Raw genomic sequence first — 25059 nt, forward strand, 5'->3', positions numbered from 1 at the left:
GTATTATTTCTCCAAAATTGCGTTAAAGCTTACTAAATCTTCAACATGCACGATACCAACCGTTTTATCAATTTTTTTGACAAAACCAGAAAGCACTTTACCTGGTCCAATTTCGATAAACTCAGTCACACCGAGTGATATCATCGTTTCAATAGACTCATAGAATTTAACTGGTTCCTTAACTTGACGTGTTAACAATGACTTAATCTCATCAAACGGCATCACATGTGCTGTTGTATTAGAAATAAGTGGTTTAGTAAATGCTTGAAAGTCAACTTGTTCTAACTCAGCTGCTAACTTTTCAGAAGCAGGTGCTAAAAGTGCCGTATGAAAAGGTCCTGATACTTTTAAAGGAATCATGCGTTTAACACCTGCTTGTGTCAGCAATGCCAAAGCTTCATCTACTGCAGCAACCTCTCCACCAATCACAATTTGTGCAGGCGTATTATAGTTTGCAGGACTAACGATCCCTTTTTCAGAAGCCGTTTGACAAGCTGCTTCAATTACATCAGCAGGTGTATTCATGACAGCAACCATTTTTCCTGATCCAGTAGGTGCAGCCTCAGCCATATATTGGCCACGTTTTGCAACAAGACGCAATGCATCAGCAAATGATAAGCTACCACTTGCTACTAAGGCTGAATACTCTCCTAGAGACAATCCAGCAACAACATCATAGGTAAAGCCCTTAGATTCAAGTAAGCGTAAAATAGCAACTGATGTTGTCAAAATAGCAGGCTGTGTATATTTAGTTTCAGCTAACTTTTCATCATCCTGATCAATTAACGCACGCAAGTCATAGCCTAAAATTTCAGATGCTTCAGCATACGTATTTCTGACGATGTCAAATGCATCATATAAATCTTTTGCCATACCAAGTTTTTGCGCACCTTGACCCGCAAACAACACGCCTGTTTTTGTCATTTTTCACTCCACTATTTCAAAGACTATCTCACTAATATCGTCATTTTGTAAATAAGCTGATTAGTAAAGACTCGTCATTTTTTTATTTTAATCCAACCATTTAGCCGCAGCTTTGATTTCTTTTTGGAAACCGTTATATAAATCTAGAATAATTTCTTCAACAGTTTCTTCTTTGTTAACTAAACCAGCGATTTGACCTGCCATAACAGATCCATTGTCAACATCACCATGAATAACTGACGCTGGTAATTTTCCAGCTCCCATTTCTTCAAATACTGATAAATCAGGTTCTGCTTGTTTAAATGCTGCAAGCTCTGCCTGTTCAAAGTCTTTTGTCAATTGATTTTTAATTGCTCTAACCGCATGACCAAAATGGCTCGCCGAAACAACTGTTGAAATATCTTTTGCTTTCAACACTTTATTTTTATAATTTGGGTGAGCATTAGATTCTGTTGCGACGATAAAGCGTGTCCCAACTTGAACAGCTTCAGCACCTAACATGAAACTTGCTGCCATCCCTTTGCCATCCGCTACACCACCAGCAGCAATAACTGGTAAATCAACAGCAGCTGAAACTTGGCGAACTAATGTCATCGTCGTCAATTGACCAATATGACCACCAGCTTCCATCCCTTCTGCTACAATCGCATCAACACCAATACGTGACATAGATTTAGCTTGGGCAACACTGGCAACTACGGGAATGACAATCATCCCTTCAGCTTTAAAACGGTCCATATATTTCTTAGGAGAGCCTGCTCCAGTCGTTACAACTTTAACGCCTTCTTCAATTACAAGATCAACAATGTCATCGACAAAAGGTGAGTGTAACATAATATTTACCGCAAAGGGTTTATCGGTAATTTCTCTAATACGCTTGATATGACCACGTACGATATCTTTTGGCGCATTACCACCACCAATGATACCAAAGCCACCAGCTTTTGAGACAGCACCAGCAAGATCACCATCAGCAATCCAAGCCATACCGCCTTGGAAAATAGGATATTCAATATTTAGTAATTCAGTTATTTTAGTTTTCATCTATTATGTCTTTTTATTCTCAAATAGTTTGATTATCAAACTACTAGCGATTAAAAATTTTGAGAACGCTCACACGCTCTCAGAATTTTTATTTATTCAGCAATTTTTGCGTCTACGAATTTAACCAAATCACCTACAGTGTTTAAGCCATCTTCAGTTTCAATTGCAATGTCGTATTCATCTTCGATTTCGTTGATGATTTGGAAAATATCAAGTGAGTCTGCATCAAGTGATTCAAATGAAGTTTCAAGTGTAATTTCACTTGCTTCTTTACCTAATTCATCAACAATAATTTCTTGGACCTTTTCAAATACAGTCATCATTAAATCTCCATTTTTCTATTTTTTTCTATATATATATTATCATCAGGATAGCATAGCAATTTGTTAATTTCAATATTATCCTTAAACTAATATTACCTAAATTTTAACAACAAGTGTGCCCCATGTCAAGCCACCACCAAAACCAGTTAGTACTATCTTTTGAGAACCATCTAGTTTTATCGATCCTGATGCTACCGCCTCTGATAGTAGAATTGGGATACTCGCTGCGGTTGTATTGCCATATTCTTGCATATTTGCTAAGAATTTGCTGCGATCAGTTTTTAATTTACGTGCCATTTTATCTAGAATTCTAGTATTAGCTTGGTGTAAAAGAAAATAATCAACAGCTTCAAGAGGGGTATCTGACTTTTCAAGAGTTTCGAGAATATTTTTTGGTACATCTCTTACTGCAAAGTCAAACACTGCACGGCCATCCATCTTCAAATAAAGCTCATCAGATAAGTTATGAGTTGAAAAAGGTGAACTAGGTTGTGTCCGGTTACTCGTTAAACATACTCCACGTTTTCCATCTGCTTTCAATGACTCTGCTATAATTGATGGTGTTTCTGATAAAGCTTGTAATAAAACGCCACCAGCACCATCACCAAACAAGACACTAGTTGATCGATCTGTCCAATCTACTATTTTTGACATGACATCAGCACCAATGACTATCCCATTTTTGTAGGCACCACTTGCAATCAATTTATCTGCTACTGCTAATGAATAGACAAATCCACTACACGCAGCTGTTAAATCAAAACTAAAAGCATTTATTGCCCCTAAATTCGCTTGCACAATATTTGCTGTACTTGGCATATTGCTATCAGGCGAAATCGTTGCGACAATAATAAAATCAAGTTCTTCTGCTTGTAACCCACTTTTAGCGAGTAATTGTTGTCCAACTTTTGTAGCCAAATCAGACGTATTTTCATCTACTGAAATGTGTCTTTGTCGGATACCTGTTCTTGAACTAATCCACTCATCAGAAGTGTCCATAATCTTAGTTAATGCTTCATTCGTCACGACTTGCTCAGGTGCGTAATGCGCAGCTGCCGTGATCCTCCCAAAACTCATTTAATTTCCTCCAAAAATGTGTGAAGATTTTCCAATCCTGTTTGTAGAATTTCTACTGAATCATCAGGTAGGTCTGCTACAAATCCTTTCACCATCTTCTGATGAAATTTTCGGTGTAGGCGATAAAGTAGCTTACCGCGATGAGATAACGACACATGAACCACTCTACGATCACTTTCACTACGATAACGCTCGATATAGCCTTTTTTCTCTAAACGATTTAAAGAAACAGTGACCGTTCCTACCGTCAGCATCAAATCTTTTGCAATGTCACTAGGTGTAGTCACTTTTGCCTCACCAATACTATCTAGTGTATGCATCTCCTTAATAGAAACATCTGAAAAACGTGATGATCTTAAAGCCGCCTCTTCAATAATCAAGACATTATTAAAGATTTGTGTCAGATACTGATTAATTTTTGTATAATCTACTGTCAAACACATTCTCCCTATTCATAATATATTTGATTATCAAGTTATTTGACTTTCAAATTATATCAAGTTTTGTTTTTTCTGTCAACAATATTTCTGTTTTCACACTAAAATAGACAAGATGCCCATGTATTTATAAACATATTATTTGACAAAACTTCATAGTTTGATAAAATGAGTTATGTAGTTTAGTACATCTAGTATTTAAAACTACATATAGATCTAAAAAATTAAGAATTAAGGATAAAAAAATGAAATTACCAGAACTAAAAATAGGCGATTTAACTGCCAAAGTACCAATCATCCAAGGCGGTATGGGCATCGGCATTTCCTTAAATAGGTTAGCAGGTACCGTTGCAGCCCAAGGTGGTATCGGTATCCTCTCTACTGCTCAAATAGGCTATCAAGAAGAGAAATTCGAGCGTGCTTCTGTTAGAACTAACTTACAAACGATTAAAAAACAACTAGACAAAGCGCGTAGCTTTGCTAAAGGTGGGATTCTTGGTTTTAACGTTATGGTTGCGAGTTTCCGTTATGATGATGTTGTTAGAGCAACTGTTGAGGCAGGAGCTGACGTTATCATCTCTGGTGCTGGACTACCTATGAATTTACCAGAACTTGTTGGTAATGCAAAAACAAAAATCGCGCCTATTGTATCGTCTGTTAAAGCAGCTAAAATTATTTTACGTAACTGGGCTAAAAAATATAATCGTACTGCGGATTTCGTAGTGATTGAAGGCCCTAAAGCTGGTGGACATCTTGGCTTTAAAGCAAGTGAAATCGATCAAGCCATCATCGGTATGGATGATGAAATCGTAAAAATCATTGCGCACGTAAAAGAATATGAAGAAAAATTTAACACAACTATCCCGGTTATTTTTGCTGGTGGTGTTTGGGATCGTTCAGACATTGAACATTACCTTGACCTTGGGTGTTCTGGTGTTCAAATGGCAACACGTTTTATCGGTACACAAGAATGTGATGCGCCAGATGACTTTAAAGATCGCTTCTTGAAAGCAACTGAGGATGACATTCATTTGACAACGTCACCAGTTGGATTGCCAGGACGTGCGATCGATAATAAATTTACAGAAACAATTACTGCTGGAGTGGATGCCTATAAAGCACAACCAGCACCTAAAACACCGATTATTCCAATCGCTAAATGTTTAAACTGTTTACAACATAAATTATGTGACCGCAAAACAATCCCTTACTGTATTAGTGAAGCATTGCTAAACTCTGTTGAGCATAATACAGATATGGGCTTAATCTTCTCAGGAAGTAATGGCTACCGTATTAATGAAATCACAACAGTTAAAGCAATTTTCGATGAGTTAACTGCTTAACCTTTTAAAAACAAGTCAGAGAGTTCATCTTTAGACTTGTTTTTATTTGTTTTGGAAAAATCAGATTATTTTGATAAAATAAACATATTAAACGAATATTGGAGACTATCATGGCAACCTTACAAGCAACTTTTTATGGACATACCTTTGATAATCCATTTATGAACGCCTCTGGTGTACATTGTATGGATAAAACAGAACTCGACGAACTTGCTGCCTCAGCTTCTGGTTCTTTTGTCACAAAATCAGCTACTGCTGACTCTCGTGATGGCAACCCAGAACCACGCTATATCAATCTTGAGCTTGGAAGTATTAATTCTATGGGCTTGCCTAATCTTGGTTTAGCTTACTATCTTGAAGATGCCATCAAACGTCAAGCTGCTAATCCAGACACCCCCTTCTTTTTAAGTGTTGCATCTTATAAAGGGTTCGATGAATATGTCTCAAACATGAAACACATACAAGAAAGTGACTATACTGGTTTAGTAGAACTCAATCTTTCTTGTCCAAATGTACCAGGAAAACCTCAGATGGCTTATGATTTTGAAGACACTGAAAAACTGCTAAATGAAATCTTCAAGTTTTATACAAAACCTTTTGGTGTCAAATTACCGCCTTATTTCGATTTCATGCACTTTGATAAAATCGCTGATGTCCTAAATAAATTTGATATTAAATTTGTGAACTGCGTCAACTCTGTAGGTAATGGCCTGTATATTGATGAAGCTACTGACACGGTTGTCATCAAGCCTAAAGGTGGTTTTGGTGGAATTGGTGGCGAGTATATCAAACCAACTGCACTGGCTAATGTACGTGCGCTCAGACAACGTCTCAACCCAAGTATCGATATCATCGGTACGGGTGGTATTTTAACAGGACGTGATGCTTATGAACATCTCCTTTGTGGTGCTTCTATGCTCCAAGTCGGCACACAACTCCATAAAGAAGGGCTAGGTGTGTTTGAACGTCTTAATACTGAACTGCTAGCGATTTTAGAGGCAAAAGGTTATACATCTATCGCTGATTTTAAAGGAAAATTAGCTACTTTAGATTAAACAGTTACAAGCTAAGTTAGCACTACTAATAAGCAAAAAAACACAATTCTAGATCTAGAATTGTGTTTTTTTGTAGCGTGTATCTGTAATAAGCTTTATTATATGGGACTATCGTATGAAGTATCTCTTCCCAATCTTAAATTTAATCATTTCTGAAGTCAAAAATAGAGTTATCGCTAAAAGTAAATATGCCATAAATAACACCATTAGCATATCATAATTGTGCGATACAACTTTTTGAATGTTAATAGGGAAGACAACATAATAAAGGAGTGAATAAGCAGATAAAACAATTAAGATAATAATGAAGAAAGTCATTAAGATACCTTTTATTTTTCGAAGAAATATCTGTCTAACTATTTCTTTTGGCGCCAACCCTAAAAAAGCCATAATTTGGATATCATGCTGCGATAGCAGATACATGGTTTGAAAATTGTTGACGATGAAAAAAAGGCAAAACACCATAGTCCCAATTAGCAGTATCGCCCCAACTATACTCAATAGTCTCATTAAGTCGCCAAGTAAATAACCAGTATCCCCAGTTAATAGTTTAGCAGCTAGACGATTAAACTGATGATGCTGTTCTAAAAATCGTCTACTCGTATCAAGTAAAATAAAAGTAACCGATAATGCAAGTGCAAATAAGCACTCGACAACAATCATTTTTTTAGTGGTGTATAAGTGTTTCATTTTTAATTTCAACAACCTTTGCATCAATAGGTATATCAACATAATTGTGGCTGACAATAATAACCGTTGTGCCAAACTGTTTTCGGAATTCGTCAAATATGTCTATAACAAGTTTACTATTTTTAGGATCTAAATTACCTGTTGGTTCATCAGCAAGTATATAGGGTGTTTTCATCATGAGCGCTCTTAATATCGCAACTCTCTGTTGCTGGCCAATCGATAATTCTGACACTAGCATATCTTTTTTGGTATGCAACGTCAACTTTTCCATTAATGCGTCATATAATGTTTTATCAAAAGGGGTTCTTGTCTGGCTAAAATAAAACTTAATATTTTGATCTACAGAAAAATGGTTAAAAAGATTGAGCTGCTGTGGTATATAGGCGACACTTCGTCTATGCTGAATCAACTCGTTTTGAGTTTGAAACAGTCTTTTTAGATCTCCAAAATATACTTCTCCACTTGTTTTAAATGGTATACCAGAAAGAAATGCCAATAAACTTGACTTACCTATCCCACTTTTACCAATAATAAAGTTTAATTGGTCATTATCAAAAGAACATGTTGCATTTGAGAAAATAATGCTACCATTAAATCCATATAAAGTCAGTGCTTTTAAATTTATCATCATATTCAAATGACTAGTGATTGATCCACTATAACCTTTCTAATTATCAAAAAATAACTCCTACATGCCTCTAGTATCAAATATAATCTAACATCGTTACTTATTTAAACTTTTCTATAGTCGTTGTTTTATCGCCAACTTAATTAAATTGTTCACTTTATTTTATTAATCACCAGTATAGCAAAGTAATAAAGTATTGTCAATTCTAAAATATCATTTCGATTTTACTTTCAAAAAAAAACAAGTGATCACTCACACTAGTTTATCATATGACCAGTTGTGTTTCACTTGTTTTTATATTAGATTAAATATGAATTGGCATACCGTCTGCTAATTCACTTGTATCCATGATTGCTTCACCTAACGTTGGATGTGGGTGAACAGTCATCGAGATATCTTCAGTCGTCAAACCATTTTCGATTGCTAAAGAGAATTCACTGATCAAATCGCTCGCACCAGGTCCAGCAATTTGTGCACCGATTACGACACCAGTCTTTTTATCACTTAACATACGAACAAATCCTTTTGTTGCATTCATCGTGATGGCACGACCATTCGCAGCAAACGGGAATTTACTGATCATAAAGTCCAAATTCTTCTCTTTGGCTGTTTCGATCGTTTCACCCATTGTTGCCAATTCAGGATCACAGTAAGCAACAGCAGGAATAGAGATCGCACAGTTTTTAATGTCTTGTCCAGCAACATTACCAGCGGCAACTTTTGCTTCATAACTCGCTTTGTGAGCAAGCATTGGTCCTTCAACAACATCTCCGATTGCATAGATATGGCTAACACTTGTTTGTTGATGATCATTAACAACAATTTGTCCGCGATCAGTCAACTTGACATCTGTTGTATTTAGGCCTAGTTCATCAGTATTGGGTCTACGACCTACTGATACTAAACAGTAATCAGCATCGATTTCATGTGTTTCACCGTCAAGTTCATAGACGACTTTCACTGATCCATCATCTTGAATGGCCTCTTTAGCCTTAGCGTTGGTAATAATCTCAACACCTTTTTCTTTGAAATCATCGACAACAAAGCTGTACATCTCTTTGTCAAATCCATTTAAGATGTGTGGCAAGCCTTCAAGAATTGTTACTTTACTCCCTAAGTTTGCATAAGCACCAGCAAGTTCACTACCGATAACACCGCCACCGATAACAACCAAATGTTTTGGTACCTCTGGTAGGCTAAGTGCACCTGTTGAGTTAACAACACGGTTCTTAAATGCAAATCCTGGAATTTCGATAGGACGGCTTCCTGTTGCGATAATACATTTTTCAAATTCTAAAAGATGGCTCTCATCTTCTGAGATAACATTAATCACTTGGTTGTCATTAAATCTAGCTTCACCACGTAAAATTTCAATTTTATGTTTTTTCAACAACATCGCAATACCACCGGTAAGGGTATTCACAACTTTTTCATTTTTCCATTTTTGTGTTTCATCCCAGTTCAATGTTGCACCTTTAGAATGCACACCCATGATACTGTTTGTTGAATGAATTTGCGAATAATAGTTATGACCTGCGTTAATCAATGCTTTAGATGGAATACACCCAACGTTTAAACAGACACCACCGATAAAATCACGTTCAATGATTGTCACGCTTTGCCCTAACTCTGCTGCACGAATCGCTGCAACATAGCCACCAGGACCACTACCAATCACGACAGTTTCAACACTTTTCGCTTGACTACCTACTACCATTAACTTATACCTCCATCAGCATGTATGCTGGATCATTCAACATTTTTTTCAAGTCATTCATCGCACTTTGTGCTAACATACCATCCACTAAGCGGTGGTCAAATGACAAGGAAAGTTTCATCATGTTACCCACAACAATCTCTCCTTCTTCGTTGACGATCGGCTCTTTAGCGATAGTACCCAAGCCAAGAATAGCCGCTTCATTGACATTAATTACTGGTGTAAACCAGTTACCTCTTGCACTACCAATATTTGAAATGGTAATTGTAGAACCACTTGCAACATCAGGTGTTAATTTACCATCACGTGCACGTTCTGCCAGTTCAGCAATTTCTTTAGCAATTGCTAAAATTGATTTTTGATCTGCATTTTTCACAACAGGTACAAATAGACCACTTGGTGTATCAACCGCAATACCAACATGAATACCATCAGGGTAGACGATCTCTGATTTAGCCATATCAACATGCGCATTTAAGTCTGGGAAATTTTTCACCATAGCAGCCAAAGCTTTTGCGACATAAGCCATATAGGTTAATTTCACATCTTGTTTTAGCGCAATTTCTTTAAATGTTGCACGATGTGCCATCAATTTAGAAACTTCAACCTGTTCAAACAAAGTAACATGTGGCACATTTTGTTTTTGGCTAGTCATATTTTTAGCGATTGCTTTACGGATTGGTGACATCGCTACACGACCAGCTTTTTCAGATTTAACTGGTGCTTGTGGTGCTTTAGTTTCTGATTCAATTGCAGGTGCGTCTGGTGCTGCTTGTGATGGCGCTTCAGGTGTTGTTGGTGCCATATCAGTTGTAGCACTTGCACCAGACAAAGCATTTTTAACATCTTCAAGTGTGATATTCCCACGTCGACCAGTTGCTGCTACTGTTGTTAAATCCACAGCATTTTGTCTAGCAAAACGACGAACACTAGGCATAGCACGAAGTTTACCAGCAATAACTGGTGCGCCTACTTTACCTGATGTTTCCGATGGAACTTCTGTTGGCGCTTGTGCTTCTGCTTGTGGCGCTTCTGCTTTATCTGCTGCTGGTGCTGCCGCTTGTGTCAGTGCTGCATCTGCAGCTCCTGATCCATCCCCATCAAATTCTACTAAGGGTGCGCCAACCTCAACGATTGTGCCAGCTTCAACATATAGCTTTGTGATGGTCCCAGTATATGGTGACAAGATCTCTTGTAATAATTTATCGTTTTGTACTTCTGCGATTGGATCATCTTCTTTAATCGTATCGCCCACTTTAACTAGCCAAGAAGCGATCTCGCCTTCTGCCATACCTTCGCCGACATCTGGCATTTTAAAGATTTCTGTCATAATTTCACTCCCTTATTCAAACTCTACTACATTTTTAACCGCAGTGACAACATCGTCCACTTGTGGTAACCAGTCGTTTTCTGCTGCACCAAATGGATAGATACTATCTGGAGCAGATACGCGACCAATTGGTGCTTTCAAACTGAGGATAAAACGTTCTGAAATCTCAGCCATGATTGCACTTGCGATACCTGCTTGGCGTTGTGCTTCTTGTGCAACGACAACACGACCAGTTTTTTCTACAGATTGGCCAATTGTTTCGATATCGATAGGACTAACTGTTCTTAAATCGATAACCTCAGCATGGATACCTTCTTTTTCAAGCGCATCTGCTGCTTTCAAACATACTGGTACCAGACCACCATAAGTCACGATAGTCACATCATCTCCAGCTTTAGCAACAGCCGCTTTATCAAGTGGTGTCGTATAGTAGCCTTCAGGGACTTCGCCTTTAATCGAGCGGTAGAGTTTCAAGTTTTCTAGAAAGACAACTGGGTCATTTGATTCGATTGCTGATAATAACAAGCCTTTTGCATCTGCAGGATTACTTGGCATCACAACACGTAAACCAGGAGTTTGTGCCATTAGGCCTTCCAAATTATCGGCATGCATTTCTGGCGTATGTGTCCCACCACCATAAGGTGCACGAACGACAATTGGAAATTCACGTGTGCCATGGAAACGGAAACGATTTCGAGCCATTTGTGCCACGATAGAATCCATTACCTCAAAAACAAATCCAAAGAATTGGATTTCCATGATTGGACGGTAACCTTGTGTTGTCAGACCAATCGCAGCACCACCAATGGCACTCTCAGCTAGAGGCGCATCAAATACACGCTCATCTCCGTATTTTTGATTTAAGCCATCTGTTGCGCGGAATACACCACCATTTTTACCGACATCTTCCCCGAAAATAAGGACGTTGTCATCTTTTTCAAGTGCTAAATCCATAGCCTCTGTAATCGCTGCGATATATGTTTTTACTGCCATTTACTTGCCTGCCTCTCTGAATTTTTCGATTTGTTCTTTTTGTACAAAACCAGGTTGTTCAAAAGTCGTTTCGATAAATTCTGAAATTTTTTGTTTTTGAACGTTATCAGCTTGTTTTACTGCCGCATCTATTTCTGCGTTAACTTCTTCTTTATAGTCAGCTTCGATTTGCTCACTCCAAAGCTCTTTTGCTTCTAAGAAAATACGCATACGGATCAATGGTTCGACTTTTTCCCACTCTTCGATAGATTCTTTAGTCCGGTAACGAAGTGGGTCATCCCCACTCATAGAATGTGGTTCCAAGCGGTCAGTAAGTGTTTCAATCAGTACAGGACCATTTCCAGATACAGTCCACTCACGCGCTTTTTTAGCTGCAAGATAGCAAGCAATTGGATCCATACCATCTACAACGATACTAGGAATACCAGCTCCCCAACCTTTAGAAGCTAAATGAGGTGCAACTGTTTGTACTTTACGTGGTGTAGAAATCGCATACCCATTATTTTGGATAATGAAAACAGCATTTGCTTTAAAAGCACCAGCAAAGTTCATCCCTTCGTAAGTATCTCCTTGTGAAGATCCGCCATCACCAGTATAAGTATATGCACAGGCAGCTTTACCACGTTTTTTCATCCCAAGACCAATACCAGCTGCTTCAACAAACTGAGCACCGATAATAATTTGAGGGAACCACGTGTTAATCCCTTCCATCAAGTTACCTTCATAGTGACCACGGCTCCATAAAAATGCTTTATAAATAGGGAATCCTTTGTGAATCATTTGTGGAATGTCACGGTAACCTGGCATCAAATAATCCTCATCGTTAAAGGCAAAACTTGTTGCAGTTTGACTCGCTTCTTGTCCACGTGTTGGTGCCACAAAGCCAAGACGACCTTGTTTTGCTAATTTAACACTACGTTCGTTTAATACAAGCTGTTTGATCATGCGTTTCATCAATTCAACCAATTGGTCGTCTGATAAATCAGCTGCTTCAAACCCAGCTTGATCAATAATTTTGCCATCTTTATCTAATACTGATAATTCTGGAAAACTGTCAGCTTGTTGTACTAACTGTTGTTCAAAATTTAAAATTTCTAATGCTTGACTCATATATTGCGTCTCCTTTTACTTGCCTTTAGTTATACTTGCTCATGAATGAGCGATAGGACTTCCTCATTTGAAATGCTACCAAAGTAACGCTTATCTTGATGATCATCCAAAATATCGCGAATCGCTTCTTCTTCAAATGGCTTACCTATTAATTCTGGTGTCAATCTCTCAATATCTTCCACACCAAGGAAATCTCCACCGAAATAGATATTTTTAATTAATCCTTTTTCAATTTCTGCCTTGATATCTAAGATACCACCATCGAATTTTTCGTGGGCATGATAGTTAAACACAGGACTTTCGCCATAGTTCCATTCCCAAGTTGCAAATTTTTGCGTTTCAAGTTTTTTGATTTGATTGAGCTGTTCTTGTGTGAGTTGAATCGGTTTATCTTTCCCATGATCACTTAACTCTTCGATCAAGGCATGCTTAAATGCTTCGATTGTTAAGTCTGGTGCATATTCTTTTATACTACCTACACGACTGCGTACACTTTTGACAGCTTTTGAGATAAATTTTTCATCGCTAACATTTAGGACACGAACCATTGTATCAATATTCACATCAAACATCAAAGTACCATGATGCATGAGGTAACCATCCTGATAACGTTGGGCATTACCACTAATTTTTTTACCAGCTAAGACCAAATCGTTTCGACCGGTGATCTCGACTGGAATGCCTAACTTATGAAGTGCTGTTACCATCGGTTGTACAAATACTTTCCAATCAACAGCCTCAGGATTTGCGACTGGTATGATAAAAGTGAAATTTAAATTTCCTTTATCATGGTAGACTGCACCACCACCAGTAACACGACGTACGACTTGAATGTCTTTTTCTTTTACAACTGCTTCATTAACTTCTTCATAGGTATTTTGGTGCTTACCCACAATAACCGCATTCCTATTTTGCCATAAGGCAAATACTGGTGCTTGCGGTTTTAAATTCGTCAGTAACCACTCATCCATCGCAATATTAAACGGTGCCTCCAAATTTTGGTTGACGACATATTGCATTTAGTTTCCTCCAACATCCGTAAAATTGAAATCGCTTTCCACATACTATTATTCACTGTTTTTCACTTTTTTTCAACTATTTTGGCTGGAAATTTTCACAAACTTTTGTGTATAATGAAATATAGCAAAATTGAGGAGTTTTAATTTGAATTTTTATACAAGTGATGCTGTAACCCTAGCCTATTCTATCTATGGTGAGGGCACACCTATCCTATTTTTGGCTGGTTACTCAGGCACGACATATAGTTGGTCAGCACAAACTGATTTTTTTAGTCAAGCTGGTTTCCAGTGTATTCATCTAGATAAACGTGGGCATGGCGAAAATACTGATATTTTATCTGGCTTAAGAATTAGCCGCTTAGCACAAGATATCAAAGAGTTAGTCACATTGCTTGATATCAAACACTTCCATCTAGTCAGTCACTCTTTAGGTGCGGGTGTTGCCTATGAATACATCAGTTTGTTTGGAGAATCAGATATCCTCTCATTGACTGTCATAGATGTACCACCTAAAGCGATCAATACAGACAAATGGCAGCTTGGCATGTACAACTTGACCTGGCATACCATCTCAGAAACTGTTGCTAATTTTTCACATGTTGCACTTACAGCAAAAAAAATTGAAACTGATTTACTGCGTCAAATGCATCAAGGTCATTACAAGTTTAATTTTTTAACAACTGCTCCTTTGGTCTCAGATTTTTTAACAAAGGATTATCGAGATGTTTTAACAACATTAACATGCCCAACCTTATACATCGCAGGCGAATTATCCCCGTTATTTCCAGATAAGCTAACCCAATATTATCAAGAAAGTAATCCACACGTCACAACCTTTACTGCTAAAGAGTGTGGACATCTACCTTACGCAGAAAGCCCAGAAGAGACGAATCGGGTCATGGTGGACTTTATTTCAAAACATTGAGTAATTAAAAAGGTGACCCCTTAACTGGGGTCGCCTTTTTAACATTAAACAGCTCGCTGTTTGTGTTACAAACTCGGTCCGTCTATAAGTTAGCACCTACATTATCAAGTAATTCAGCAATACCCGCTGGATTGTTACCTCCAGCCATAGCCATATCTGGTTTACCACCACCACGACCATCAATAAATGGTGCAAGAGCTTTTACCAAGTTACCAGCCTTGATTGATTCTGATTGACTTGCGACAAGTACATTAACTTTTTCTCCGATTTTAGCAACAAGCACTAAAACATCTGAACTATTTTTTTGTTTCCAAATATCTGCTAGATTTCTAAGGCCACCGGCATCACTTACAGTGACTTGCTCAGCAATATAGCTTGTGCCATTAACTGTTTGGACACTTTGGAAGATTTCATCTGATTGCGCTGACGCAATTTTCGCTGATAAACTTTCAACTTCTTTTTGAGCAGCCTTAAGCTCAAGTTGTAAGCTTTCAACTTTTGAAGCAGTTTGGCTAACTTGAGGTGATTTAACCAATCCTTGAACTTCTTTCAAGACAGCTTCTTGTGCTTTAAAGGCTTCAAAGGCTTTCTGTCCAGTGAGCGCCATGATACGACGTGTACCAGAGCCGATACCTTCTTCTTTAATAATTTTAAATAAGCCGATTTCACTTGTATTTGACACGTGTGTCCCACCACAAAGTTCAACTGAATACTCACCGATTGTTACAACACGTACAACCTTACCATATTTTTCACCAAAGAGGGCCATAGCGCCCATTTCTTTAGCAGTATCAACATCAGTTTCAACAGTTAAGACATCGATTGCTTGCCAAATTTTTTCATTCACTTGACGTTCAATCTCAGATAATTCATCTGCATTAACTGCTTCAAAATGTGTGAAGTCAAATCTTAAGAAATCAACTTCGTTTAGTGACCCCGCTTGTGTCGCATGGAGACCTAATACGTTATGAAGTGCTGCATGAAGTAAATGTGTTGCAGTATGATTTTTAATGACATTGTTACGACGGTGTTGATTGATTGCTAATTGATATGTCTCACCTTCGAACAGTTCCGTCAAAATTTCAACAGTATGTAGAGGTTGACCGTTTGGCGCTTTTTGCACATCAGTCACGTTAGCCACAACAACTCCAGCAGCATCTTTAATCACACCATGGTCAGCTACCTGACCACCCATCTCAGCGTAGAAAGGTGTTGTTGCAAAGATAACTTGAGCAGTCCCTTTAGCAGCTTTTACACGTTGATCATCTTGCACAATCGCTAGTAAAGGTGAACTTAAAGCGACTTGTGTATAAGAAAATTCTGATTGATCTTGTAAAGCAGTCAAGACTTCAGATTGCTTATTCATCGACCCACCTTTGACAACGGCAGCACGTGCACGTTCTTGTTGGGCTGTCATTGCTGCTTCAAATCCAGCATGATCAATCTTGAATCCTGCATCTTCGGCTAATTCTTCTGTTAACTCTACTGGGAAACCATAGGTATCGTATAATTTAAAGATATCAGCACCATCAAGTGTCTCTTGATTTTCTGATTTTAATTTATCGACCACTTCATCAAATAGTTTACTACCTGCATCAATTGTACGTGCAAACGTTTCTTCTTCACGCTTGACTATTTTTTCGATGAATTCACGTTTCTCTAATACCTCTGGGTAGTAAGAAGCCATGATTTCACCAACTATTTTAACTAATTTATACAAAAATGTATCTGTGATACCAAGTTTTCGACCATGCATAACTGCACGACGTAAAAGACGACGCAAGACATATCCACGGCCTTCATTTCCTGGTAATGCGCCATCACCAATCGCAAATGATAATGAACGGATATGATCAGCGATGACTTTAAAGCTCATATTATCACCGTAAGGATCATATGTTTTACCAGATAATTGTTCGATTTGGCGAATGATTGGCATGAACAAGTCGGTTTCAAAGTTAGTATGTGCGCCTTGAATAACAGCAACCATACGTTCTAATCCCATACCCGTATCAATATTTTTATGTGGTAACTCTTGATACTCACTACGTGGCACACTTGGATCAGCGTTAAATTGACTTAACACGATATTCCAAATCTCGATATAACGATCATTTTCAATATCTTCGGCTAAGAGTTTTATTCCGACGTTATCTGGATCAAAACTTTCTCCACGGTCAAAGAAAATTTCCGTGTCGGGTCCACTCGGACCAGCACCAATTTCCCAAAAATTATCTTCGATAGGAATCAAATGATCTGGCGCTACACCAACTTCAATCCAGCGGTTATAAGAATCTTTATCTGCTGGATAATACGTCATATAAAGTTTATCGACTGGGAAATCAAACCATTCTGGACTTGTTAGTAGTTCAAACCCCCAAGTGATCGCCTCCTTACGGAAATAATCACCGATAGAGAAATTCCCTAACATCTCAAACATCGTATGGTGACGAGCTGTTTTACCGACATTTTCGATATCATTTGTCCGAATCGCTTTTTGTGCATTGGTAATCCGTGGATTTTCAGGTATCACTGATCCATCAAAATATTTTTTTAATGTTGCCACGCCTGAATTAATCCAAAGCAGAGTCGGATCATTGACAGGCACTAAACTAACAGATGGCTCAATCGTATGCCCTTTTGACTTGAAAAAGTCAAGGAACATTTGGCGTACTTCCTGTGATGTCATTTTTTTCATAATTAGTGTATACTTTCTATTTTTTTAATTTGTAGATGCAGCAGAAGATGAGCGTTGTTGTTCTTTCACATAGTCAATGGCAACAACAAGCGAAATAACAACATCTGAATAACTCTCCTCATACACATCGACCGTGTAAGTTGAAGTCAATTTAAACCATTCTTGAGAGATGTTTGCGACAACACGCCCTTCACGGCTTAATTCAAAATTCATATCCCAAAAATTACCCTGAATATCCAGACCTAAATCTTTAATCTCATAGCGAGGTCTAAAGAATGAGAAGCCTTTTGCAATCCGAAAGCTTCTGCCATCAGTTAAGGTGACATCAAACTTAGGTAAAAATTGTAATAAAACTTTAGTGATTTTAGCAACCTGTTGACCATCTGGTTTACTAATCTCAAAATACTTAGGAATCTTTAAAAAACTTCCCGTTACTTGATAAGCTAGATTATCGTAACTATCTTTGATATCAAATTTCCCACCAAGTGAAAACATTTTTTGCTTAATGATATATCGTGTCATGTCGTCCCCTTCATTACTTGTGAAGTAATTAACAATTTAAAAAGAAAAACTTTATCGTAAGCAAGGGGCGCAAAAAACGCGGTACCACCCTCATTCACGATAAAGTATCGTCTCTAGTTGTTTGGTAGAGCAGGAATCTCTGCTATTAAGCACTGACCAAATCTGACACGTCTCACTATCGTTGTCTCTCTGTTTGATTTGGTTATTTTATTTTGAAGTTCCAGGAGTAGATTCAAATGCAGAAAATGTATTTGAAAATTCAGTTGGTTTCACTTTAACATTATATTGTTTTAAATATTTGGTAATCACTGAATTCACAAAAGAGGTATCAGCTTGTTTATTTTTAATGATGACCTCTTTCAACTCAGATTTGTATTTCTTCCAGTCAGTCCCTTTATCAGCATTTTTGATCATTTTGATCACATAAAAAGCTGGCGCTCCTGTTTGTGGATTTGTAACAGAAACAGGTGCTTGTGAAACCTCACCGTCTTTCAACTTAAATGCTGCCGTCATCACTTCAGTCGGTACAGATGCACTAGATGAATCAAAAGAAATTTGCGCGTTAGCTTTTTTAGCTGTTGCATCAAAATCACTCGCATTTTTCTGAGCATCAGCTATTTTGGCTTTAGCTGCATCTTCAGTTGCTTCAGATACAACATAGGCTGAAACCTCAGGATGATACGTTTCAAATGTTGATTTGTACAAATCATCTGAGAATTTGATATCATTTACCACTGCTTGTTTCAATAATAATTGAGAGCGGATAGAATCTTTATATGAATTTTCAGTATAGCCTGCTTGTTGCAATGCTGATGCAAAGTTAGACCCTAGTGATTTCTTTTGCGCATCAAATTCTTTTGTAACATCTTTGTCTGACACTTTTTTACCAAATTCTTTTCCAAAAATTTTATTAAAGGTCATATTTTGCAACAAAGTAGATGCCCCAGTTGTAGGAAACTCTTTAGTTTCTTTGTAAAGGTCTGATACACGAATTGTATCACCTTTCATCGTGATAATATCGCTATCAGCGCTATTTTTCCCACAAGAAGCAAGCGTAATACCTGCAAGACCTGTTGCAACAACAATACCAATTTTTTTAAAATTCAATTTATATTTTACCTTTCAAGTTTGTTGTTAAGGTTTATTTTTAAAAATAACTAACAACATCCTCTATTATAACACAATTTCTTATGTAAACCTTAACTCAACTCAGCTCAACATATTCAGCATCTTTTCGGATCATTAAGATACCGTCTCCTAATGGAACTAGTGTTGCTGTTAACCCTGGATTTTTAAGGGTTGCAGCAAACAATTTATGCAACCCTCTATAAATACCTCGTTGATTACGTTTGACTTCCTCGATAGGTTTTGCCACATCGCCACCTTGAAAAACATCATCAATAATCACAACACCACCGACTGATAGCTGTTTTAAAATATGGGGTAAGAAAACGATGTATTTGGATTTAGCAGAATCCATAAAAGCAAAATCATAAGCACCAGTCAACGTTGCTAATACATCATTTGCATCACCTTCTAGCAAGTCAATCTGATTTTCTTGATCATATTTTTGGAAATTTTGTCTAGCTAGTTCAGCCATTTCTGGATTTCGCTCTATCGTCGTTACCTTTGCATCTGGCACTGTTTGTGCCATTAACAAAGCAGAAAAACCGATAGCAGTTCCCACTTCCAAAATATGTTTAGGCTGTAAAGCTGCTAGTAAAAATTGAAAGTAAACCACAGTTTCATGTGGAATGATTGGCACATTTTCCTCATGTGCAAATGCCTCTAATTCTCCTAAAAATCCTGGCAAAACTGCCTGTTCCTCTCTCATGAACGACACAATTTCAGGTTTTACAACAGGACGACGCATATTATGATTAGAATATTCATTATAAGATTTAACACTTACTGCATCTTGATCTGATTTACTAACTATTTCCATTTTAAATTTGTTCACCTTTTTCGACAATTTTTTCTAATTCGATTAACCGTTTTTCAAATAACTTAAAGGCATCTGCTAAGTATGTTTTAGATGTCATATCTACACCTGCTTTAGCTATCACATCTAGTGGGTAATCCGAGGATCCCGCTTTAAGATACTCTAAATACCGTGCTTTGTCCTGCTCATTACCGTTGACAATCTTTTCTGCTAAAGCAGACGCAGCAGCAAAGCCAGTAGCATATTGGAAGACATAATAATTGTAATAAAAATGTGGTATTCTTGCCCATTCATACTGAATTTCTGGATTATGCTTGGCAGATAGACCGTAATACTTTTCATTTAAGTCAGCATATAACTGGTTTAAATACTCACTTGTTAAAACAATACCTGCTGCATCTGCTTCATGGATCGCATGCTCAAACTCAGCGAACTGTGTTTGTCTATAGACTGTCCCTCTAAAGCCATCTAAAAAATGGTTGAGGATAGCGAATCTAGTTTTAACATCTGAAACCTCGTTTAACAATGTCTCAGTCAAGATATTTTCATTAGTCGTAGACGCAATTTCTGCAAGAAAAATACTATAGTCCCCATAAACATAAGGCTGATGATCACGTGTAAAACTACTGTGCATACTATGGCCCATCTCGTGCACTAAAGTAAAGAGGTTGTCTAATGTGTCTTGCCAGTTCAACAACATGAACGGATTTGTGTCATAAGACCCGCCTGAATAAGCACCTGAACGTTTGCCTTTGTTTTCATGAACATCAATCCATTTTTCGTTGAAACTACGCGTCACTCGCTCTAGATAATCTGGTCCAAAAACAGCTAATGTCTCTTGTGTTTTAAGTACCGCTTCATCATAAGTAAACTTATACTCTAGTTGAGATAAGGGAGCGTAAACATCATACATCTTCACCTCATCTAGTCCTAAAATATCGGCGCGTAACTTGATATATCGATGTAAAAGTGGTAAATGTTCATTAACTGTATCGACTAATGTATCATATACAGATTCTGGGACATGGTTGTTTGACAATGCTGCCTCTCGAGCAGACTGATAGTGTCGTGTTTTTGCTGTAAAATTATGTACTTTAACATTAGTTTGTAATGTTTTAGCATAGGTATGTTGATACTGTTGATAGACTTGATACATCGCCTGATAGGCTGACTGTCTAACCTCACGATTAGCTGACTCCATAAAGGTCATGTAATTTCCATGTGTTAACGTAGTCGCTACACCTTGATCATCTTTTACTTTTGGAAAAATAATATCTGAATTATCCAAGATTTCAAAAGTCTCTGCACCTGCACCAAATATTTCAGAAGCCCCCGCGAGTAAAATTTCCTCAGCGTTAGAAAGCACATGCGCTTTTTTTTCAAAAAGTTGTTGGAAAAAATGGCCATAAGCTTGTAATTTCGGTTTATCGATATTGAACTGAGCAAATTTTTCTTGTGATAAACTCATAAATTCCGGTTCATAAAATGCAAAGCTTTCGCTAAACTTAGCATATAAGGCGGATACTTTTGCTTGATAGGCTTGATAAATGCTAACTGTCGTATCTTGATCATGTTTCATCGAGGCATAGACGTATAGTTTTTCAACACGTTGCATCAGTGCTAACTCTAATTCAGTAATCCTTAATAAGTTTTCTGCACTATCGACTAATGTACCAGCAAGGCCCTTAGCTTCATCTAATTCTGCTAGCACCTGACTTAACTCTTTTTCAAACAACTGATCTGTTTCAAAAATTGTCGTCAAATCCCATTGATAATCTTGTGAAAGTTCGTCTCTTTTTTTTACCATTTGTGCCTCCTTTTGCGAGTTATGTCCTATTATTTTAACATAAAACAAGGATTGAAACAGAAGTTTCGGTTTACTTTCAGTACTTTTCACGATGATTTTATGAGCTAGATCCTCTTCAAGTTACCATCAAAAAAAGTTGCATAGACTAAAGGCGAGTAAAGAGGCGCGTCTCGGTGCGTGTGTTGATAGTCAATAAACTGCTGATAATAAGACTTGATAGGTTTTGTTACCTGACAAAACTCTGGTACTTTGATTCCCTCAAACTGATAAGTTAAATAATTTAATCCGACTGGACATACCTGATTCATATCTTGTTTGTCGGCTAATATATGTTGTCCATGATGATAATATAATTCTTGTATCTTTAACCATTTGGGGTGTTTATAGTGTAGTTGACGTCTGATATAGTTAGCGATATCATGTTTTGGTTGCACGCGCAACTCAGATCCAGTCTTTAGAAAGGGTTGCCTGAGTATCGTTAATAACTCACCACTACCAAATGCGAAGTGTTGTACTAGATAGTGTAAGCTACCTGTGATATCTTCATGTATGAGGTAATTCAACCTTAGCTCTTTTTTTTGATCATCTATCTCCCAATAGTAAAAGCCGACATGCAAGGAAAAATTTAAGAATTGTTGTTTAAGTACTGTTAAACGATGACCGAGCCATAGTTTTTTTCCTGTCAACCAAATCACCTGATAGTCTTTACTCAGATAGCCTTTCGTGCGTTCTTGTAATTTAGCTACAGACAGCATACTGCATTGCACCTCAACTGCAAGTTTATCATTGACTAATAAATCAGGAATTTGCTGCAATTCAGGTAAAAACTGCTCAACTGAAACCTGCGCTGTTTTAGCAAACCAATAAAAGAGATCTTTTTTTAACGATAAGTGCTGAAAACTTTCATTTTCTGAATTGTAAGCACAAGATAGTAACCTCACATGTGCAAAATGAGGCATTCTTACCTGACCATGTTTTAAATATACACGCTGCCGACATGCAGGACATACCAGATGCTGAGTTTTCAATTCAGCTATTTGAGAGGTCTTAAGACACAATAAATTAATCACTTGTCCACCTTGATCTAATGCAACTAACATAAGTTCACCTCTTCTTAACTTATAATACTAGTACGAAAAAAAGAACTATGTTGCTCATAGTTCTTTTTTGATCAAGCTAGCTAAACTGCCTACTGCCAAGATTGGTATAAGTCATCCATGACTTGAACACCTGATACCGTCATCTCCTCAGTCATGATTGGACTTTCTAAAGCACCGGATAAGATCATCTGATTCACGTGTCTAACCTCAGCTACAAAATCACTGTCAAACGCTGCGTGAAGCTCACGCAACACATGACCTGATAAATCATACAGCGTTGCTTTTTTTGCCCGCCAAAATTCAGGGATAACTAATTTCCCTTTAGTTCCTTGAATCGTCATGACTTTATCAAGACCAATCTTAGTCGTTAGAAAAACATTAGCCAATACCCCAGTATCAAATTTCAAGAGTACTTTTGCTTGCATATCAGCTTCTCCTGCCACCATATCTGATATGCCGGAAAATGAGGTGATCTTAGCACCAAAAATATATTGTAAATAACTCAAGGCATAAGGTAGCATAAAGTGAACTGTGCCACCACCAGCATCAAGATCCTTAAACCAACTAATGTGTTCGACACTCGCATAAGCTGTGACACTATCTACTGATAAAATATCACCAATTTCATCTGATTCTACCACTTCTTTAATCAGTGCTGTCAAAGGTAAGAAAACTGATTTTTGAGCTTCCATTAAAAAGAGATGATGCTGTTTAGCTATAGCAAACAGTTCTTTAGCCTCAGCAGCTGTCAGTGTAAAAGGCTTCTCTAACAAGACATGTTTCCCAGCTAAAAGTGCTTTTTTTGCTTCTGGAAAATGACCCTTATTGTAAGTGGCGATATAGATCACATCTATGTCACGATCTGCATAAAGTGCTTCGTGGCTACCATAAGCTTTAGGAATCTGATGTTTGTCAGCAAATTTTTGCGCGGCACGTAGCGTCCGACTGGATACTGCAATCACCTCACCATGCTCACTAAATCGAACACCTTCGATAAATCTTGGCACAACTTGGGCGGTAGAAACAACCCCATATTTTATTGTTTTCATAGTCTTATTTTAGCATTAACCTAGCTAATATTTCAACGATTCCGTCTCTAAGCACCTCACCATATAACAGGATAGTCATCAAGCTAGCAACTTATAATAAAACGCTACCAACGACTAAAAATATAGCCAAATAGATGACATTAATTAAGGTAAATTGATAGAAAAATTTTAGTGTTGTCTGATCAGTTGTGTTGAGAGAATATTGTCTTAGTGCAAGTAGATTAGCGAGCGATGCAATTAATGTTCCTAAACCACCTACAGTTACGCCTAAGTATAAGGCTGGGATGTGAGTGGTAAATTTTGATAGCAATACTGCTGCCGGCACATTACTGATGATCTGACTGATCCCAACGCCACTATAAAATACTGAAAATTTAGTATGCGTCATCGCGACAATCATCTCATGTACCAAAGGAATACGACTGATTGCACCAACAATGATGAAAAAATTGATAAAAGTCAAGATGATACTAAAATCTATTTTTTCATGAATCCGCCTATCGATATAAATTGCATAAGCAAGACTTGCAACAAAAGCTAACAAATAAGGAATAATTGATAGGACGCCTAATAGGACAAAGATCGTCACGATATATAAAATCAAAGAGCCTTTAGCCTCTACTTCATTTCCCTCGCCTAGACTCGAATCTATTTTAGTCTTTGGAAAAAACAAAAGACTAATGAACACGCTAATCAGACTGATTAAGCCAATAGGTAATGACAAGGACATAAAGGATAGAAAATTCAAATGATAAAATGATGCCAAATAAATATCTTGAGGATTGCCTATTGGGGTAATGGCGCTACCTAAATTCGCATAGACTGTCATTAAACTAATCACAGGTATTTTGGGGATGTTAACTTTCTTAGTAATTTTAAAAATGATGGGTACGAGTGTTAAAATTGCCACATCATTGGTAAAAATCATTGACCCTATAAAAGAAAAAAGCAAAATAACCAAAGTAAGCATTCTAGTCGTTGCACACTTGGCAATCATTAAGTTTGCAATGTAAGTTAAAATCCCTAATTGCTCATAGATAGAGACCATGATAATCAAACTTAACAAAGACACAATCGTTTTTAAATCTATATCCGAGGGTGACACTGTGCCAAATAACAACGCTAAAATAGCGAGGCCACCAGTCACTAAAAATATCTTATCTGCTATTATTTTTTTAAAAAAAATCATCTGTCGTCTGCCTTTTCATACTGTATTAGGAATAAGTAAATTCTAACACAAATAAGTGAGTAGTCCGAAAAAAACGAAAAATAAATTTGAAACCAAACGCGTTCGTCGGATAAAAAAACCTCAAACGTCAAGATAAC

23 protein-coding genes are annotated in these 25059 nt (G+C 37.4%); 3 read left to right on the plus strand and 20 right to left on the minus strand.

Annotated elements, in window-relative coordinates; all coding sequences use genetic code 11:
* Positions 1–3 precede the first annotated feature (3 nt).
* From fabD to fabT, 5 genes are all read right to left on the minus strand, one after another.
* Positions 4–924: an ACP S-malonyltransferase gene (fabD, locus tag RU87_RS04030; protein ID WP_068161375.1), complete on the minus strand. Its 921-nt coding sequence runs from the start codon at positions 922–924 to the stop codon at positions 4–6.
* Positions 925–1011: 87 nt separating this feature from the next.
* Complete coding sequence (fabK, locus tag RU87_RS04035) at positions 1012–1968, minus strand: enoyl-[acyl-carrier-protein] reductase FabK (protein ID WP_068161368.1); 957 nt, start codon at positions 1966–1968, stop codon at positions 1012–1014.
* 92 nt (positions 1969–2060) lie between these two features.
* Positions 2061–2288: an acyl carrier protein gene (locus tag RU87_RS04040; protein WP_068161584.1), complete on the minus strand. Its 228-nt coding sequence runs from the start codon at positions 2286–2288 to the stop codon at positions 2061–2063.
* Positions 2289–2387: 99 nt separating this feature from the next.
* Positions 2388–3368: a beta-ketoacyl-ACP synthase III gene (locus RU87_RS04045; protein ID WP_068161357.1), complete on the minus strand. Its 981-nt coding sequence runs from the start codon at positions 3366–3368 to the stop codon at positions 2388–2390.
* Positions 3365–3805, minus strand: a complete 441-nt coding sequence (gene fabT, locus RU87_RS04050; RefSeq protein ID WP_244173067.1) for a fatty acid biosynthesis transcriptional regulator FabT — start codon at positions 3803–3805, stop codon at positions 3365–3367. The genes RU87_RS04045 and fabT overlap by 4 nt, the downstream gene beginning before the upstream one ends.
* Before the next feature lie 245 nt (positions 3806–4050).
* Here fabT and RU87_RS04055 point away from each other — a divergent pair, with 245 nt between their 5' ends.
* A complete protein-coding gene (locus tag RU87_RS04055) occupies positions 4051–5148 on the plus strand; it encodes an NAD(P)H-dependent flavin oxidoreductase (protein ID WP_068161355.1) in 1098 nt (365 codons plus the stop codon).
* A gap of 110 nt (positions 5149–5258) precedes the next feature.
* Positions 5259–6203 carry a dihydroorotate oxidase gene (locus RU87_RS04060; RefSeq protein ID WP_068161354.1) on the plus strand — a complete coding sequence of 315 codons (945 nt, stop codon included), beginning with the start codon at positions 5259–5261 and terminating at the stop codon, positions 6201–6203.
* A 108-nt stretch (positions 6204–6311) separates the two neighbouring features.
* Here the strand turns inward: RU87_RS04060 and RU87_RS04065 are convergent, their stop codons facing one another.
* The 7 genes from RU87_RS04065 to lplA form a co-directional block, all read right to left on the minus strand.
* Positions 6312–6893, minus strand: a complete 582-nt coding sequence (locus RU87_RS04065; RefSeq protein WP_068161353.1) for a hypothetical protein — start codon at positions 6891–6893, stop codon at positions 6312–6314.
* A complete protein-coding gene (locus RU87_RS04070) occupies positions 6871–7521 on the minus strand; it encodes an ATP-binding cassette domain-containing protein (protein WP_167373825.1) in 651 nt (216 codons plus the stop codon). The genes RU87_RS04065 and RU87_RS04070 overlap by 23 nt, the downstream gene beginning before the upstream one ends.
* A gap of 304 nt (positions 7522–7825) precedes the next feature.
* Positions 7826–9238 carry a dihydrolipoyl dehydrogenase gene (gene lpdA / locus RU87_RS04075; protein WP_068161346.1) on the minus strand — a complete coding sequence of 471 codons (1413 nt, stop codon included), beginning with the start codon at positions 9236–9238 and terminating at the stop codon, positions 7826–7828.
* Positions 9239–9242: 4 nt separating this feature from the next.
* Positions 9243–10568, minus strand: a complete 1326-nt coding sequence (locus RU87_RS04080) for a dihydrolipoamide acetyltransferase family protein (protein ID WP_068161339.1) — start codon at positions 10566–10568, stop codon at positions 9243–9245.
* Positions 10569–10580: 12 nt separating this feature from the next.
* Positions 10581–11561: an alpha-ketoacid dehydrogenase subunit beta gene (locus RU87_RS04085; protein ID WP_068161338.1), complete on the minus strand. Its 981-nt coding sequence runs from the start codon at positions 11559–11561 to the stop codon at positions 10581–10583.
* A complete protein-coding gene (locus tag RU87_RS04090) occupies positions 11562–12671 on the minus strand; it encodes a thiamine pyrophosphate-dependent enzyme (RefSeq protein ID WP_068161336.1) in 1110 nt (369 codons plus the stop codon). It lies immediately after the preceding gene.
* Positions 12672–12700: 29 nt separating this feature from the next.
* The gene (lplA, locus tag RU87_RS04095) at positions 12701–13690 is read right to left on the minus strand and encodes a lipoate--protein ligase (RefSeq protein WP_068161333.1); all 990 of its coding nucleotides are present in this window, start codon (positions 13688–13690) and stop codon (positions 12701–12703) included.
* A gap of 145 nt (positions 13691–13835) precedes the next feature.
* On the opposite strand from lplA, the gene RU87_RS04100 reads away from it, so the two are divergent.
* The gene (locus RU87_RS04100) at positions 13836–14615 is read left to right on the plus strand and encodes an alpha/beta fold hydrolase (protein WP_068161331.1); all 780 of its coding nucleotides are present in this window, start codon (positions 13836–13838) and stop codon (positions 14613–14615) included.
* A gap of 82 nt (positions 14616–14697) precedes the next feature.
* On the opposite strand, the gene alaS is transcribed toward RU87_RS04100, so the two are convergent.
* The 8 genes from alaS to RU87_RS04140 form a co-directional block, all read right to left on the minus strand.
* Entirely contained in the window at positions 14698–17313 is a 2616-nt protein-coding gene (gene alaS / locus RU87_RS04105) for an alanine--tRNA ligase (protein ID WP_068161328.1), read from the minus strand.
* 24 nt (positions 17314–17337) lie between these two features.
* Complete coding sequence (locus RU87_RS04110; protein ID WP_068161326.1) at positions 17338–17835, minus strand: LURP-one-related/scramblase family protein; 498 nt, start codon at positions 17833–17835, stop codon at positions 17338–17340.
* A gap of 207 nt (positions 17836–18042) precedes the next feature.
* Positions 18043–18942: a peptidylprolyl isomerase PrsA gene (locus RU87_RS04115; RefSeq protein WP_068161322.1), complete on the minus strand. Its 900-nt coding sequence runs from the start codon at positions 18940–18942 to the stop codon at positions 18043–18045.
* Between the two features lie 97 nt (positions 18943–19039).
* Positions 19040–19780, minus strand: a complete 741-nt coding sequence (locus tag RU87_RS04120; protein ID WP_068161320.1) for an O-methyltransferase — start codon at positions 19778–19780, stop codon at positions 19040–19042.
* A gap of 1 nt (position 19781) precedes the next feature.
* Positions 19782–21584: an oligoendopeptidase F gene (pepF, locus tag RU87_RS04125; protein ID WP_068161317.1), complete on the minus strand. Its 1803-nt coding sequence runs from the start codon at positions 21582–21584 to the stop codon at positions 19782–19784.
* A gap of 104 nt (positions 21585–21688) precedes the next feature.
* Positions 21689–22684, minus strand: a complete 996-nt coding sequence (locus RU87_RS04130; protein ID WP_068161315.1) for a competence protein CoiA — start codon at positions 22682–22684, stop codon at positions 21689–21691.
* 89 nt (positions 22685–22773) lie between these two features.
* Entirely contained in the window at positions 22774–23733 is a 960-nt protein-coding gene (locus RU87_RS04135) for a Gfo/Idh/MocA family protein (protein ID WP_068161313.1), read from the minus strand.
* 91 nt (positions 23734–23824) lie between these two features.
* Positions 23825–24922 (minus strand): SLC13 family permease, encoded by a 1098-nt coding sequence (locus tag RU87_RS04140; protein WP_068161311.1) that lies wholly within the window; start codon positions 24920–24922, stop codon positions 23825–23827.
* Between the last annotated feature and the right edge of the window lie 137 nt (positions 24923–25059).

The organism is Pseudolactococcus plantarum, assembly GCF_002441715.1.
GTDB classification, from domain to species: domain Bacteria; phylum Bacillota; class Bacilli; order Lactobacillales; family Streptococcaceae; genus Pseudolactococcus; species Pseudolactococcus plantarum.

Bases quoted from the DNA above. Each gene is read 5' to 3' on its own strand.
- fabD (WP_068161375.1), bottom strand. From the start codon at position 924: ATGACAAAAACAGGCGTGTTGTTTGCGGGTCAAGGTGCGCAAAAACTT.
- fabK (WP_068161368.1), bottom strand. From the start codon at position 1,968: ATGAAAACTAAAATAACTGAATTACTAAATATTGAATATCCTATTTTC.
- RU87_RS04040 (WP_068161584.1), bottom strand. From the start codon at position 2,288: ATGACTGTATTTGAAAAGGTCCAAGAAATTATTGTTGATGAATTAGGT.
- RU87_RS04045 (WP_068161357.1), bottom strand. From the start codon at position 3,368: ATGAGTTTTGGGAGGATCACGGCAGCTGCGCATTACGCACCTGAGCAA.
- RU87_RS04055 (WP_068161355.1), top strand. From the start codon at position 4,051: ATGAAATTACCAGAACTAAAAATAGGCGATTTAACTGCCAAAGTACCA.
- RU87_RS04060 (WP_068161354.1), top strand. From the start codon at position 5,259: ATGGCAACCTTACAAGCAACTTTTTATGGACATACCTTTGATAATCCA.
- RU87_RS04065 (WP_068161353.1), bottom strand. From the start codon at position 6,893: ATGAAACACTTATACACCACTAAAAAAATGATTGTTGTCGAGTGCTTA.
- RU87_RS04070 (WP_167373825.1), bottom strand. From the start codon at position 7,521: ATGATAAATTTAAAAGCACTGACTTTATATGGATTTAATGGTAGCATT.
- lpdA (WP_068161346.1), bottom strand. From the start codon at position 9,238: ATGGTAGTAGGTAGTCAAGCGAAAAGTGTTGAAACTGTCGTGATTGGT.
- RU87_RS04080 (WP_068161339.1), bottom strand. From the start codon at position 10,568: ATGACAGAAATCTTTAAAATGCCAGATGTCGGCGAAGGTATGGCAGAA.
- RU87_RS04085 (WP_068161338.1), bottom strand. From the start codon at position 11,561: ATGGCAGTAAAAACATATATCGCAGCGATTACAGAGGCTATGGATTTA.
- RU87_RS04090 (WP_068161336.1), bottom strand. From the start codon at position 12,671: ATGAGTCAAGCATTAGAAATTTTAAATTTTGAACAACAGTTAGTACAA.
- lplA (WP_068161333.1), bottom strand. From the start codon at position 13,690: ATGCAATATGTCGTCAACCAAAATTTGGAGGCACCGTTTAATATTGCG.
- alaS (WP_068161328.1), bottom strand. From the start codon at position 17,313: ATGAAAAAAATGACATCACAGGAAGTACGCCAAATGTTCCTTGACTTT.
- RU87_RS04110 (WP_068161326.1), bottom strand. From the start codon at position 17,835: ATGACACGATATATCATTAAGCAAAAAATGTTTTCACTTGGTGGGAAA.
- RU87_RS04120 (WP_068161320.1), bottom strand. From the start codon at position 19,780: ATGGAAATAGTTAGTAAATCAGATCAAGATGCAGTAAGTGTTAAATCT.
- pepF (WP_068161317.1), bottom strand. From the start codon at position 21,584: ATGGTAAAAAAAAGAGACGAACTTTCACAAGATTATCAATGGGATTTG.
- RU87_RS04130 (WP_068161315.1), bottom strand. From the start codon at position 22,684: ATGTTAGTTGCATTAGATCAAGGTGGACAAGTGATTAATTTATTGTGT.
- RU87_RS04135 (WP_068161313.1), bottom strand. From the start codon at position 23,733: ATGAAAACAATAAAATATGGGGTTGTTTCTACCGCCCAAGTTGTGCCA.
- RU87_RS04140 (WP_068161311.1), bottom strand. From the start codon at position 24,922: ATGATTTTTTTTAAAAAAATAATAGCAGATAAGATATTTTTAGTGACT.